The organism is Pseudoalteromonas phenolica, from assembly GCF_005876835.1.
Taxonomy (GTDB): domain Bacteria; phylum Pseudomonadota; class Gammaproteobacteria; order Enterobacterales; family Alteromonadaceae; genus Pseudoalteromonas; species Pseudoalteromonas phenolica_B.
On record NZ_PPSW01000041.1, the window covers coordinates 1 to 14,466 of the forward strand.

The window sequence follows — 14,466 nt, forward strand, 5'->3', positions numbered from 1 at the left end:
GCTGTAAGCTGTAAGCTGTAAAACGAGTTTAACCTAGTCTCATAGAATAAGACTAGGTTAATGCTCAGCGAAGTTTCAGAAAACCCATTCAAGGTTATTCATTACGTAGCGCTTTTAGAGGATCTGAGCTCACGACAGAACGCACCGGTAAGTAACAAGCTAATACGGAAATCACCACCATAATAGGAATGGCAAGTAATAGCACTGAAATTTCCCCAGTTATTTGCATCGCAAGGAGTCGCGTGCCAATTAGATAACCGATTCCCGCCAACACGCCACCTAAAAGCACACCAAATACAACAGGCTGCATACTTTGCATTAATACCAGTTTGATGACTTGCCCAGTATGTGCACCAAGTGATAGGTGAATACCCAGCTCGTACCGACGCATTTGTACGCTATAGCTCAATACCCCATAAATACCTGCTGCAGCCAGACTTAGCGCTAATATAATTAAACTCATTGTTAAAATCGCAACCAACTTTGAGGCTCTTAATCGAGCCGTTAGCATATTGTCTAGCGTTTCAAAGTAAGCAATACTCAGTTGCGGGTTAACCTCTTTTAGAGCTTCGAGTAATTGTGCTCTATCGACTTGGCTCTTGCTTTTAAACGTTAACGCAAAACGAGCACCTGCTGTAAACGGTAAATAATAACGCTCTTCTGCATAGCTATCACGGTTATCCGGCACATAAACATTATCAACTACACCCACAACGGTGAGTGGCTCATTCGGTGCTGCTTGCAATGTTTTACCTATTGCAGATTCTGACTTAAACAAACGCTCTGCGAGTGCTTTACTAATAATAATTTCCTGCGGTGTATTTTCTGGATCTTGTAATGAACTAAAGCTACGCCCTTCAATCATCAGCATACCGAGTAAAGAAAAGCTATTTTCGTCAAAGAAACCGACACTGACAATACCTAGCATCTCATTACTTTCATCGTATAAATAATTTTCCCAACCCATTTGCAAAGGTGAAGCGCGCGTCAAAGCAACATCTTCAACTAGCGGTAACGATTTAAGCTGGCTTTTGACTTGTTGCGCAACATCATGAAAACCTTCATTCAGATTACCCGTATCGACGCGAAGATAATTTACATTATTGGCATTGAACCCGACATCTTTAACCAATTTATTAATCGCAGGAGATAACACGGTTGTCGCGCCAAGTAACAAGGCTGTAGCTAATCCAACTTGTAAGGCAACCAGTACATTTCTGGTCAGGCTAGATATCTGTGCTCCCGTACCTTTACCACTGCTTTGCAGGGTTTGATTAAGCTGCTGATAAGGCACTTGCTGACTGGCGAGCTTCGCCATCACAATGCTAACAAATACACTCACCGCAAAACTTGCAGAAATTGTCACTGGATCTAGGGTTAAATGCTGCATTCTCGGGAACATATACTGTAAATCGCTGGCTAACCAAACCATTGACCAGCCAGCGATGAGCAAGCCAAAAATACAGGCAAGCATAGATAGCAACAGCGCTTCGCTGAACATGCCTAAAAAGATATGTTGTGTTTTCGCCCCCAATGCCGCTTGAATGGCCATCACGCGCTTTTTTTGTACCGCGCGAGATAAAAACAAATTACAAATGTTAGTGACCGCAATAAATAACAAGGTAATCACACCAGCCAAAAGCAACAATGCCATTTCGCCACTATCTGCGACTATTTTCTGTTTTATGGGTACGAAGCGTGCTCCAATTGCGGTATTAGCAGCGACATCATCACGACTTTGATACAACTCGTTAATTTGCTCACTAAGTGCGCTATTTGCTTGCTCAATTGATACACCATTTTTGAGGATTGCTATACCATTTACTCCACCGGTAATACTTCCCCAGCTACTAGTGCGGCTAATTTCTTGGTCAAAGCTAAACCAAGCATGCATAGAAAAATTACCAAATACTTCTGGCGCATTAAAATGACTCGCTGTTACACCTATGATCTGATATTTATCATTAGCGATAGCTGTATAAGTGCCAATCACTTTTGGGTCAGCACCAAAGTGTGTTTGCCAAGCCTCAAAACTCAATACCAAGACTCTTTGCTTATCATTAATGGTTTCTTGTTGATTAAAAGCACGACCCAAATGCATAGGCACATCAAGCATCGTAAAATACTCAGGTGTGACTCGAACGCCATCAAGGTAAGGTGTGTCTGGCAAATCTCTTAGTTTTGCACCGAACAAACTCATAAGAGCCATTTGCTCGATGTATTGTTCGTCTTTGTAAATATGGTACTGCGCCGACAAAATCTGAAAGCCGTATTGCGTCTCGCCATTGATGGTTTCACTTTGATCGGTAACGACAATTTTATCGGCATTAGGATATGGCAATGGCTTAGTCAGTACCAAATAATTGATATTCAGCACCACCGCAAGCGCCGCTAATGTCACTGCAAGGGTGGTGATCACCGTTAAGCTAAACCCCGGTAATCTTAATAAACTGCTGACCGCGAGTTTAAATTCTTCTTTGATAATACTCATACCGCCAGCTCCATTTTAAACTCATCAGCCATCACACCATCAAGTAAATGCAGTTTGCGTTTTGCCATATCTGCATATCTTGGGTCGTGGGTTACCATACAAATGGTGGTGCCTTGTCGGTTTAGTTCAGCCAGCATCATCATGACCGCATCACCGTTTTTAGAATCTAGGTTACCGGTTGGCTCATCAACCAGTAAAATTGCAGGGTCGTTTACTAAGGCTCTGGCAATCGCAACACGCTGCTGCTGACCACCTGACAACTGATTCGGTTTATGACCCGCTCGATGCGTCATTTCAACTTTAGCCAAGCAAGCGTCTACTTTTTGTTTAACTTCTTCCTGTGATAATGCCTTTTCACGATAGCGAAGTGGCAGTGCTATGTTGTCGAAAACCGACAATTCATCAATTAAATTAAACGACTGAAATACAAAGCCAATATGCTCATTTCGCATACTTGCTCTTTGATTAACACTGAGATTACTGACATCGTGCCCGGCTAACATATATTCACCGTCCGACGCGGTGTCTAATAATCCCAATATCGATAATAAGGTTGATTTACCACAGCCAGACGGGCCTGAAATCGACACGTAATCGCCTTCATTAATTTCTAAATCAACGCCGCGCAGTGCATGGGTTTCCATCTCGCTGGTGACAAACTTTTTCGTGATATTGGTTAGCTTTATCTTGTTATTACTCATGGTCTTTCCTTTTTATATCGCGATTGCCTGGCTTACTTCACAATGGCAATGTGGGTATGTGCTTGCCAGCGAGTCATATCGTTAAGGATAAACTGCTCATGTGCTTGTGCGCCAGCAAGTATTTGAATTTGCTCGTCTGTTGCTGCACCAAACTGAATAGGGGTAGCGATGGCCGAGCCGTTATCGGTTAATTTAAATAAAGTAGAATTTGAGAATGCTTTTACGTTTACGGGCTTTTTGATAAACAGTGCGTTTGCTAATTGGCCCACGGCAATGGTGCCTTCGATGTTCAGCTCTGGTCGGGCGTTATCGGTTAACGCGCCATTTAGCGCCACTTCAACCTGAATATTGCCGTTGTTGATCACCGGATCGATGCGGATCACTTCACCTGAGATCTCTCCACGACGAGTATTGATGCTTACCGCTTGCGCCAGTTGAATAGACTGCATTTTTGACTGTGGCACGTTCAGCAAAGCATAAAGGTCGGTGGTACTGCCGACTAAAGCCAATTGTTCACCTAAATTCACCGCTTGCCCGAGTTCCACACTCAGCGATTGCACCACACCATGAATGCCCGCTTTAACCGTTAGGCTGTCCAGTTGCTGTTGCACCAGCTCTAATGCCTCTTGTTGTGCCAAAATATTTGAATCGGCAATGTTTAAATTGGCAGCATGCAGGGCTTCAAGCTGGGTAATGCGAGCAGTTTCAATCTCTAAACGTCGCGTTAACTGCCTGACTTGCAACTTAGTACGCTGGTAGTCGATATTAGAGACAATACCTTTACTAACCAATTGGCTCTGTGCGTTCGCTTCAAGCTCTGCGCTTTCAAGGTCGGCTTGAATGCGAGCTAACTCTGCTTGCTGAGCAAGCAATTCGCGTTTTTGGTTAATATCCGTTTGAATGCGTTGGTTTTGACTATCAATGTATGCACGCTTTGCATCGCGCACTGATTGAGTAATGTTCGGATCAGAGAGCCTTAAAATAACACTCTCAGGGGTTACTTCAGCACCCGGTTTTAAAATAATTTCATCAACCGTAGCCTGACTTTTGGCAGTGAGTAAACGCGGCTTTTTCGATTTTAAACGGCCAAAACCTGATACTTCTAAATTTAATGAACCCTGCTCAACCTTCGCCGACCAAATCTCATTTGCTTTGATTTGCTGTGCATGACTCGGTTGCAAAAAAAGCCAAATACAGGCCGCCAGTAGCAAGCAAATAAACGCTAAAATGCTTAGATGCCGTTTGGTGTTTTTTTTGGGCTTTACGACCACATCCATAACTCGATCCCATACTGTTTTTAATCTTTAATACAGTATTCAAATCAAGTGCCATGCCAAAACATAAGGGCATGAAAAATATAGATTTTAAGAAATCATTATGCAAATATAGAAATATTATTTTCGAAACCGAAAAACAATTTACCGAAATCGAAACGGACTCCATAATATTTCCATATTGTGCTAGTTATAATTATGCAACGTGAGAAAGGAACCAAACAATGCGCAAAACACTTTTTAGCATCAGCATGCTCGGCCTACTAACAGGCTGTTTCAGTGACTCAGATAACAATGTTGAATCATCACTCAAGCAACCAGAGCCGGTTGCCAATGTGCGTTTAGAAACAGTCAATACACCTGATAAAGCTTATTATCAACCTGGTCAGCCGATCATGATTGACTACAGTATCAGCAGCCAGCTATTAGACACAGAACATGTCGGTGTGACTTTTATGGCCATTGCCAAAGACAAAGTTGACCAATTAGCATCGCATGATGAGCCTGAAGGTTATGAACTAGGCACACACTATATTGAAAAGCTATCAGATGGTGAGCATAGTTTCACCGCAGAGCTCATGCTGCCCAATGAAGAGATACCTTCTGACGATTATGTTATTGCAGCATATGTAGACAGTGCAAAGAGCATTGAGAATGAGGCTAATACCGAAGATAATGGCTCGAGAGATTTCTCTGATAATGCAGCTTCTTTTGCGCAAATAACCATTGATAGTACTTTTTATCATGACTTCGCGCTTGATACGTTAACAGTTGGCGATGGTTTTGCCATGTTTCCTGATTCAGGTAGGCGCGAAACGGAGTCTCAGAATGCTCCAGAGCATAAACGCGCAGACATCATTGGTCATTTTGATGCCAGTAAGTTTGGTCATTTAATCAATGAAGCTTTAGTGACTGCAACAGTTACTGTCGCAGGTGTCGAGTTTGACGCGCACTTTTGGCAAGAAGGCGAAAATCGTTATCATGACGATATGAAAATCAAATTTGCTGACCATGAACAAAGTCATTATTTCCCTTACGATATTGCCGTTAATGGTGTGCTATTAGATAAGTTACAGCAAACATATGATAAAGACGCTGACGAAAATACTTTTGAGTTAACATTTACAATAGAAGATCTATCTTCAGCGCATCAAGAAGCAAACCTTGATAATAACCGCATGACGATTACTGTGCCCTACTCTCTATATGACCACGACCAACCTGACGATAGCTGGTTAGAAGAGCACAATATCACTAACCCCCTTACTAGCTCTGTTGATACTTCGAGCAAATCAAGCTCACCAAATTATGCACCCGTAAAAGATCCCCAAGGTCTCTCTGGGTTAGTCTCTACATCAGACACCTTATGGGCATTTGAGATTTTTAGTAATACCTATGGTGATAAATCAAAAGTAGCCATTGTGCCTAGCTTCGTGTCCTGGGTTTTGCTTCAGTCTAAAAATGGCGGTCTTGCTTGGGCAACAGCTGGCGGTAGCTTTGACCTATACATGTTCGATCACAGCTTAGATTTGTTTTCAGCAGGTGCATCTGGCATTGCAAATGGTGCTGACGGTACTGCTAGTTACTCAATGAATGTGTCTTTACTTGGCAACAGCCTTATAAAAGAGTCTGAAACTGTATCGGCGTTAGACGAGTCTTACGGCTATGATTGGGAAGAAGAGCAAAAGCTATTTTCTACCACTTTTACAATTGCCATTGTTCCGGTCTCAGTGTCAGCTGGGATCAAAGGCTCTGTTGGCGTTAACACTGATCTTAAATATGAAGGCCTGCAGTTTAGTATTGGTGGTGACGTTTTAACTGCAAGCCTTGATGCATATGCAACAGCTGGCATAGATTTATTGGTTGCCAGTGGCGGTATCGGTGTCGACTTCTTGATTATTTCAGACACACTCTCAGCAACAGCTTATGTTGACATAAGTAAAGCGCTATCTGATTCAGAGATTGGCTACGGCATTGATGTAAGTAATCATATGAAAGCCATTGAGGGTGAATTTTACCTTTGGGTAAAATATCCAGGTTATAAATTCTGCTGCTCATTCCCAACTAAAACAGCAACCAAAACCCTGTATAACACTGGCGCTTTATATGACAAAACATGGCAAATGATTAACTACAGTGACAGTTTTAAGTTCTAACTATGCTAAGAAACTTACTACCACTTTTAACCTCGCTTTGTATACTGCCGTTTGGCAGTGTACAAGCGATGACACAATGCACATTCTGGGGTAATTTTGAAACCAAAGCTGATACTAATATGCTCACGCTGAACCAGCCAAGCAAGAATCAACTGACCCTTTCAGGCCAACTACTTTACCGCCCATTACTCAAGTCTGAAAAGCATTACTGGCTGGGCTTACAATTAGTCAATCCACAAATTGTTTTAGATAAACAGCAAATTAACCCAAGCCTTTACGGCGTGCCTTTTGCGGTTAAAGTAAACCGCCAGACAAAACAAGTTACTGACCACCATTTTGCAGGAAAATTAAAACCTGAGGATAAACAGAAGCTTATTGCCATATACCAAAGCCTCCACATTGAACATATTTATAAACGTGACCTAACTGCACCAACTTTACTCACCGAGAGCGATAATTTAGGGCAATATCAAGTTGAATATGTTGAACAAGAAGCAAACAAAGTTAGTCGCAGCAAGCTAAAATATTTAAGCACCAAGCCAGGTGCACAGCTTCTAGATTTTTCAACCCCCAAGGTTTTAGCGGATAGCTTTGAATTAAAGTTAGATCACTGTGGATTAAACGCCTTAAGTGGAGACAATCACACACTAGTTGAAACTAAAAAAGGTGATATAAGCATAGAAGTTAAACAGCGTATTCAGTTCAATCTAAATCCTGCGCCTGTGCCAAGCACTGCGCTTTTACTTAGCTTGAATGAGAACCCTGAAAAATGGCCTCAGCTTAGCGAAAGCACTCTTTACCCTCGCCCACCTGCTAAGCCGTTGAAAGATGCCAAAGCATTTATAGCAGCACTAAAATCACAAGACATCAGCCAACTCAGCAGTGAGGTATTGGCACAGTTACTTTACGATAATGAGCAATATTTATCGGCTTTAAAAGAGGTGATTAAATCTAATGCATTGTCTGATAAGGCCTTAGGTCGACTGCTTCTTATGGTAGGTAAAAATGATTCCCCAAATGCCCACCAGCTATTAGTAGATGTTTATCTGGATGGTGAAATTCAAGGCAAGCAAAGGTTCAGAAGCTTGATGGGCTTAAAATATGCTGAACAACCACTCGACCCTAAACTGGTCGATTTAGTACTGGAATCTGCTAATCAAACTAGTTCTGGTGAGCAACAGCGTTTAAGTAATAGCGCCATGATGGTATTAGGTATTATTGCTAAAAATCAGTCAGGAAGTGAGTTTTCGGCTTATATGGGGCAACGTTTAGTTGAACAATTAAAACAGACTTCACAAGCTTCCCGCCAAGTCAGTATATTAGCAGCCCTCGGAAATAGCGGAAATGCCGAACAGCAAGATCAAATCGCACCATTTTTAAATGCCAATGAACCAAAGCTTAGACAACAAGCTGCTGACTCTCTTGGCAAAATGTCGAATGAAACCAGTTTGAAATACATCACTGAACAATTAAGTGTCGAAAGCGATAAAGACACTAAAGCCGCTTTACTCAAAGCGATGGGGAATAACGAACTCGATAATAAACAAATTGATGGCTTATTTAGTTATAGCCAATCACAACCTAAAGAAATACGGCTTGCGTCGATCCAAGCTTTGGCTGCTCAAGCCAAAAAAGACCCTGACTTAAAGCCTCGCTTAAAAGCATTAATAAGAGGCGAGAAAGATCAACAGGTACTGCGCGCTTTGATGCAGTCTGTGTATTCTAATTAAGTAATAGCTTAGAAGGTCTATAGCTCAAGATGATACAGACCTTCTTTATTATGCCAGTTACTAACTGACGCTTTAACACATATTTCCTTACATCTATGCCCTAGTAAAGACAGTTACTTATAACCATAATTTGAATTCATTATTCACAGAATATAGGAATAAAAATGTTTGAAATGTTAGTGGGCCTGGAAGTCAGTAATGATGAAATATATGACCAATACCGTGCTGCAATGAAGCCTATTCTCAATCGATTTGGTGGTGAATTTGGTTATGATTTTAAAGTATCTGAAGTACTGAAAAGCGAAGAATACACAGAAATAAATAGAGTATTCACTATTCGCTTTTCTGATGAACAAAGTAAAGACGCGTTTTTTAATAACGATGAATACCAACTAGCAAAACAGCTGTTTTTCGAAACCTCTGTCAATCAGGTCACCATCATTGCTAGCTACACAAAATAGCTAGTAATTCGACTGTATGCCTCGCTCTAATCTATTTGGCCTGTCGTAATTTGGCAGCTTCTAAACTATTTTGAATCGCCGATTCTAACAACAACGTATCACTGCCAGGCCCGACAGTGAGTAACTTCGCCCCGGTGGTGGGCTTGCCGCGGTATGGCCTGACATAAATTTCACCATCCGGACAGCGTTCAAAATAAGTATAACCGGGCTCAGTGCCTAAAACTGTACAACCCTTAATTCGGATCACGCTGCTTGGGATCGCATCACAGATTTCTTTAATACAAATAGGGTCTGGTAAGTTAGGTAAATCTACTGAACATGAAGACCAATGTGACTTATGATGCGCAAGCTTTTCTGCACTATTACTCGATGGTAACAGATCAGGAAGTTTATTAATTTCTAGTTCTTCACAAAGCATAATCTCTGCAGTGGGATTAATCGCTCGAATATCGCTTTTTACTTGAGCCAAACGTGCTTCGCTTACTGAGTCAGTGTGCGACAGTGTGATCAACGACGAGACTTGTATTTGATTCGCTTCTAGCTCGTTATGGACATCTCGCAATTGCCAATTTTTAACATCAACCACAGAAATTTGCACCGGAGGCATAAAACGCGCTTCGATGCCCACACCAAGAAATCCCATTAAGGCACACGCATCGGTTGTGCCATTTGCTTCTATGAGTGTAATACCATTTACTCGCTCTGGAATTCGATTAACCGACTCCCTTAGTTCGCCAATACCACTGCAACAAATACAGCTGCCATTCAGTGCTTTTAAACTTTTCTCATCAAGCATATCCAAAAACTGCTGAGCATCTAAATTGGCATTTTCATAATCATTTAAAACCACAAAAGGTGACCAATTCGCTTTGCCGTATTCAGTGACCAAACGTTTTAATAACGTGGTTTTACCTGCCCCAAGAAAACCAACGACAACAATAATAGGCTCCACTTTCTATCCTCTCATTTGTAAGTCAACTCGACTTTAAACACGACCCTAATTACGTGATACTATCACAAAGCAGTTCTAGATTACCCTTTTCATTTAATTCTCATAAATTCCCTCTTAATTGCCACAATTTAAAAGAAGATAAACCTTGTAAATCCATATTCCCTCCATAATCAATTCATAATTACTTGATAAAAAATACCTTCTGCAATAAAGCAGAGTCATAACAACAATAAAAATTAGATGCGTCATGATCGGCTCCTACAGGATGTTGAGCCGATTATTTTTTATCACTATATACTGCTCACGTTCTTTTACCTTCATTAAACTTAATAGCTTTCATAAACATAGTTCTCTCAGTTACTATGTCAGTAAAATTTATACCTCACCTATTAATCAAGTGGTTTTATTTGAGGCAAGGTATTACAGTGACTACAAGGAATATCAATGCGTCAGAGCTTAAGAGATAAAATCATCTCTGTGTGTGAAAAAAAGATAACTAAAAAGGGAGAGACCGTCGGAGTGTCGTTTTACGCTTTTTTCGCCAACAAAAACGACGACCCAGAGCAACTGATGGAAGCGGCCACTTGGTGGATACAAACTCATCAATTAGATCACTTCGAAAAAGCCATCAAAGTTAAAGCGATGATTGAACAAGGGTTGTAAGGATATAACAATGAATAAAGCTACTTTTAGGCTCTTTATTGCCTTGAGACAGTTGTTAATAATAAAGCATCTTAAATAGCCATTATGACAAAAAGCAGGCGAAAGCCTGCTTTTATAAAGTCAAAAATGCGGGTTATTTCGCTCTTTATTGAAGCTCAACCCAAAAAACACCGACGTCTTTTTTCACGACCTTGACTTGGCTGCCTTTGCTAAGAGGTTGTTTACTCTTAACTAACCACTCTATGCCTGAATAAGCATATTTATAACCGTTATGCTCATCAACGTCCTGCTCTAAGGTGAAAGTAAGCTCTGCAAAATCACTGTGCACATCAGTTGACTCACGACTTTCTTGTAACCTTTTAAGCGGCTTCCAAAGTAGTGCTGCCAAACCTGCAGTAATAATGGCATTCACCCAAAGGGCGGTTATCCAATTTGCATCGAGTAACCCTGCATACATCAAGGCACCACTGAACACCAATGAAAGACCGACAAAGAACAGCACAAAGGTAGCAAAGCCAAGCACTGCCACTTCAATAATCAGTGCTATGACACCCAATATAAGGAGTGTTTGCGCAATATTGTCTGTCAAAAATTCCATAGGCTAGCCTTTTTGTTTTTGATTTAACGAGTTGATAATCGACATACCTTGTGCAACCAAAGAGCTTGCGTCAGTGCCGCTGTCAGGTAAAAGCACAACCGATGACTCTTTAGCAATCGCTTCTTTGGCACTGATCGCCTTGGTTGCCAAGTCGAGCTGAATGGCTTTTTGACCTTGCTCTGTATTTGCCGCTTCACCGACTTTACGAAGTGCATCCGCTTGCGCTTCAGCGACGGCTAAAATTGCTTTTGCTTCACCTTCGGCCTGCAAAATTTGCTCAGCTTTATCTGCTTCAGCTGCAAGAACTTGTGCTTGCTTTTTACCTTCGGCAACATTAATGGCCGCTTGTCTATCACCTTCAGATTCTAGAATTTGCGCACGTTTCACACGTTCTGCTTTCATTTGAGCTTCCATCGCTTCCATTACAGAATTAGGTGGCACAATGTCTTTAATCTCATAACGTAATACCTGAATACCCCATGGCTCTGATGCTGAGTTAATCGCAGCAACAATATTGGTATTCAGTAAATCACGTTCTTCAAAAGTTTTATCTAACTCCATTTTACCCAGTTCACTACGCATTGTAGTTTGTGCTAATTGGGTAACCGCAAAAATATAGTCATCAACGCCGTAAGTGGCTTTATACGGGTCTAGCACTCTGAAATATAAAACACCATCAACAATTAAAGAGATATTGTCTTTGGTAATGGCTGACTGAGAAGGCACATCGACCGCCTGCTCTTTTAAACTTCTATCCGCAGCGACACGATCAATGAAAGGGACAATAAAATTCAAACCCGCTTCTTTGGTGGATTGATACTTACCAAAACGCTCAACCATCCAAGCACGATTTTGTGGTACAAATTTAATGCTACTTTTTAAGACAATAATCACAAAAAGTAGTAGAAAGAATTCGACTTGAAATACAAATTCTAAAATTTGGCTAACTGGATCCATGTTTTCTCCTTTTTATTATTGAGTATTCAGACTATCACCTAGTACCTAAATTCTCCATACTTAACATTAACCAGCCCAGTTAACAATTATTCGGCTAAATCAATGAAGCGTTCTAATTCAGCCTGCAACTTATCAACTTCGATTGGTTTGGTCACATAGCCATTCATGCCAGCCTCATAACATTTTTCTTTATCACCCCTCATTGCATTGGCTGTTAACGCAATAATTGGAATATCTTTAAATACTTTATAGCGTGGGTTTGTTCGGATCTCTTTTGTCGTTTGATAACCGTCTAATATAGGCATTTGGCAATCCATTAATATCACATCAAACTGTTCAAGGGTTGCATGTTCAACTATCTCGAGTACTTCTTTCCCTGAATTCGCTATTTTATATTTAACTTGCCAATTACTGAGTATTTTAGTGGCTACTAGTTGATTTACCTTATTATCTTCGGCAAGCAGCACAGAAATCCCTGCTAAAGATTGTGGCTGTTCAATGGGCTCTGATTTAGTTGGCTTGTACTTATTATTTAACACTTTTTCTGTAAATATCTGCATTAAATCAAAACAGGTAAATGGATGATAAAACACGCGACAAGCAGATTCTCTCACTAACTGGCTATTGGGAAAATCACTATTCACGTTACAAATAATACAGGTCTGCTTCGCTTGCCTTTGGGCACTTTCAATTAAATAAATACTTTCTAAACCTGATGCAGAAAAGTTCACCAAATCTAAAATGATTAAATCAAATGAGGATTGATGCAAAGATTTGGGTGTCAGCAATTTAAGAGGTAAGCCTTTTGCTGCAAACTGACTCTCTATGATTTCAGCAAAAGTGAAACTCGGGCTATATAAACCTATAGACTTAGGTATCTGTAATTCACAGTTATCACTTGCCTTAGAACCGTCCTGCTTGGCAACTAAAGAAAAGGCAAATTCACTGCCTTTTTCGAGTGAGCTCGATACCAGCGCCACATCACCTGCCATCAAATTACATAAGCGCTTTACAATCACGAGCCCGAGCCCTGTTCCGCCATATAATCGAGTTGTTGATGCATCACACTGGCTGAATGCATTGAATAATTTATCTTGAGCTTGGCAGTCTATGCCTACCCCAGTATCTATAACTTTGCCAGTTAACCGGACTCTACCACCTTCTTGTAATTCAGACTTTAGCTCAAGTTTGACATGCCCTTTCTCGGTAAACTTAATCGCATTGCTCAATAAATTATTGAGTATTTGCCGAACTCTGACTGGATCTAGTTGTAAATTATGATGTGTGACTTGGTGACAATCGACAAATAACATAACCGGTTTGTTACTCAGCGCTATGGCAAATGATTTGGCGACACTGTCTAATAACGCAAGTAACTCAACAGGTTCATTGTGAATTTCTAGCTTACCTGATTCAATTTTTGAAAAGTCTAAAATGTCATTTATCACACCAAGTAGTGAGTTTGCACTTGCATGGGCAAGCTCTGTATATTGATCTTGTTGTTTTGACAATGCGGTATTTTGCAAAAGCTCCAAACATCCTATAACCCCATTTATGGGCGTTCTGATCTCATGACTCATGTTTGCCAAAAATTCTGATTTAAGTTTTGAATGTTTCTCCGCTCGGGCTTTTTCAATCTTCAGTGCTTCATTGGCAGAGATAAGCTGTTTTTGAACTGATTTATTTTTGTTATTTCTTATTTCCCCCGTCATGATCGCGAAAGCGAAATTAAACAATAGCTGACTCATAAACAAAGCAATAATAAACCATTGGGCTTTTATAGAGTCATCTTGCTGAAGATTAGTTACCCCTTGCCAATTCACATCGATGATTTTATTGAATGACACTGCAAATAAAATCACCACACTAAGTAGTATCAAAAAGCTGGAAACCTTAAAACGCCCTCGGCTATAACGATATAAACACCATAAAACCCAACTCAGAAAAATCACAACAGTCGTTACTCCAAGCGTGAATCTAAGTGGGTAACTGGGGTAAATAAAGGTCAAAAAAAGATGCAGTACGACGTAACAAGTTATAAAGGTTGCGAGTTCAACTTTTGGAACACGTTGCTCACAAGCTCGGTAAGTACCCTGTAAAATAAACAAAAATGACGTTTGTACCACAAAATTAGGCAGCACATATTTAAGCGCTTCAGGTAAAACACTTTGGCTATTAAATAACAATAAGCCCGTCATAAGGAAACATGATGATATGGCCCAATAACGAACTGCTGTGATATCTCTGTTTGCCAACCATAGAAAAATCAACGAAACGGCAGAAGTAAATACACCGACACCACTCATTAATAATAACGTGACTGTTGATAATTGCATGGCATCTCTTTGGATGGGGTAAATATAAAATGGCAACCAACTTCAAAGTGGCAAATTTATGTGTTTTTAGCCATACGGTTAATATAAAAACCTAGTCGCCAACCACCATAATGTAAAGCTAAACACTGAACTGCTTTAATTAAACAG

General features: G+C 40.5%; 11 protein-coding genes. 4 read left to right on the plus strand and 7 right to left on the minus strand.

The window, feature by feature from the left end; all coding sequences use genetic code 11:
- Positions 1 to 94 precede the first annotated feature (94 nt).
- From C1E24_RS19345 to C1E24_RS19355, 3 genes are read right to left on the minus strand one after another with little or no spacing between them, the layout of a single operon-like run.
- Positions 95 to 2,491, minus strand: coding sequence for an ABC transporter permease (locus tag C1E24_RS19345; protein WP_240722057.1), 2,397 nt, complete (start codon positions 2,489 to 2,491; stop codon positions 95 to 97).
- Positions 2,488 to 3,192, minus strand: a complete 705-nt coding sequence (locus C1E24_RS19350) for an ABC transporter ATP-binding protein (protein ID WP_058032065.1) — start codon at positions 3,190 to 3,192, stop codon at positions 2,488 to 2,490. The genes C1E24_RS19345 and C1E24_RS19350 overlap by 4 nt, the downstream gene beginning before the upstream one ends.
- Positions 3,193 to 3,224: 32 nt before the next feature.
- On the minus strand, positions 3,225 to 4,469 hold the full coding sequence (locus C1E24_RS19355; protein WP_138484339.1) for an efflux RND transporter periplasmic adaptor subunit: 1,245 nt from the start codon (positions 4,467 to 4,469) through the stop codon (positions 3,225 to 3,227).
- A gap of 221 nt (positions 4,470 to 4,690) precedes the next feature.
- On the opposite strand from C1E24_RS19355, the gene C1E24_RS19360 reads away from it, so the two are divergent.
- The 3 genes from C1E24_RS19360 to C1E24_RS19370 all read left to right on the plus strand — a co-directional run bounded on the left by C1E24_RS19360 (position 4,691) and on the right by C1E24_RS19370 (position 8,813).
- On the plus strand, positions 4,691 to 6,622 hold the full coding sequence (locus C1E24_RS19360) for a hypothetical protein (protein ID WP_138484340.1): 1,932 nt from the start codon (positions 4,691 to 4,693) through the stop codon (positions 6,620 to 6,622).
- Between the two features lie 2 nt (positions 6,623 to 6,624).
- Positions 6,625 to 8,352, plus strand: a complete 1,728-nt coding sequence (locus C1E24_RS19365; protein ID WP_138484341.1) for a HEAT repeat domain-containing protein — start codon at positions 6,625 to 6,627, stop codon at positions 8,350 to 8,352.
- Between the two features lie 164 nt (positions 8,353 to 8,516).
- Complete coding sequence (locus tag C1E24_RS19370) at positions 8,517 to 8,813, plus strand: DUF1330 domain-containing protein (protein WP_138484342.1); 297 nt, start codon at positions 8,517 to 8,519, stop codon at positions 8,811 to 8,813.
- 31 nt (positions 8,814 to 8,844) lie between these two features.
- Here C1E24_RS19370 and C1E24_RS19375 read toward each other — a convergent pair whose 3' ends face one another.
- On the minus strand, positions 8,845 to 9,765 hold the full coding sequence (locus C1E24_RS19375; protein WP_138484343.1) for a GTP-binding protein: 921 nt from the start codon (positions 9,763 to 9,765) through the stop codon (positions 8,845 to 8,847).
- A 444-nt stretch (positions 9,766 to 10,209) separates the two neighbouring features.
- On the opposite strand from C1E24_RS19375, the gene C1E24_RS19380 reads away from it, so the two are divergent.
- Positions 10,210 to 10,428, plus strand: coding sequence for a DUF6500 family protein (locus C1E24_RS19380; protein ID WP_138484344.1), 219 nt, complete (start codon positions 10,210 to 10,212; stop codon positions 10,426 to 10,428).
- Positions 10,429 to 10,573: 145 nt separating this feature from the next.
- Here the strand turns inward: C1E24_RS19380 and C1E24_RS19385 are convergent, their stop codons facing one another.
- The 3 genes from C1E24_RS19385 to C1E24_RS19395 all read right to left on the minus strand — a co-directional run bounded on the left by C1E24_RS19385 (position 10,574) and on the right by C1E24_RS19395 (position 14,319).
- On the minus strand, positions 10,574 to 11,026 hold the full coding sequence (locus tag C1E24_RS19385) for an NfeD family protein (protein WP_138484345.1): 453 nt from the start codon (positions 11,024 to 11,026) through the stop codon (positions 10,574 to 10,576).
- A 3-nt stretch (positions 11,027 to 11,029) separates the two neighbouring features.
- Positions 11,030 to 11,983: a slipin family protein gene (locus C1E24_RS19390; protein ID WP_138484346.1), complete on the minus strand. Its 954-nt coding sequence runs from the start codon at positions 11,981 to 11,983 to the stop codon at positions 11,030 to 11,032.
- Positions 11,984 to 12,069: 86 nt separating this feature from the next.
- Entirely contained in the window at positions 12,070 to 14,319 is a 2,250-nt protein-coding gene (locus C1E24_RS19395; protein WP_138484347.1) for a response regulator, read from the minus strand.
- Between the last annotated feature and the right edge of the window lie 147 nt (positions 14,320 to 14,466).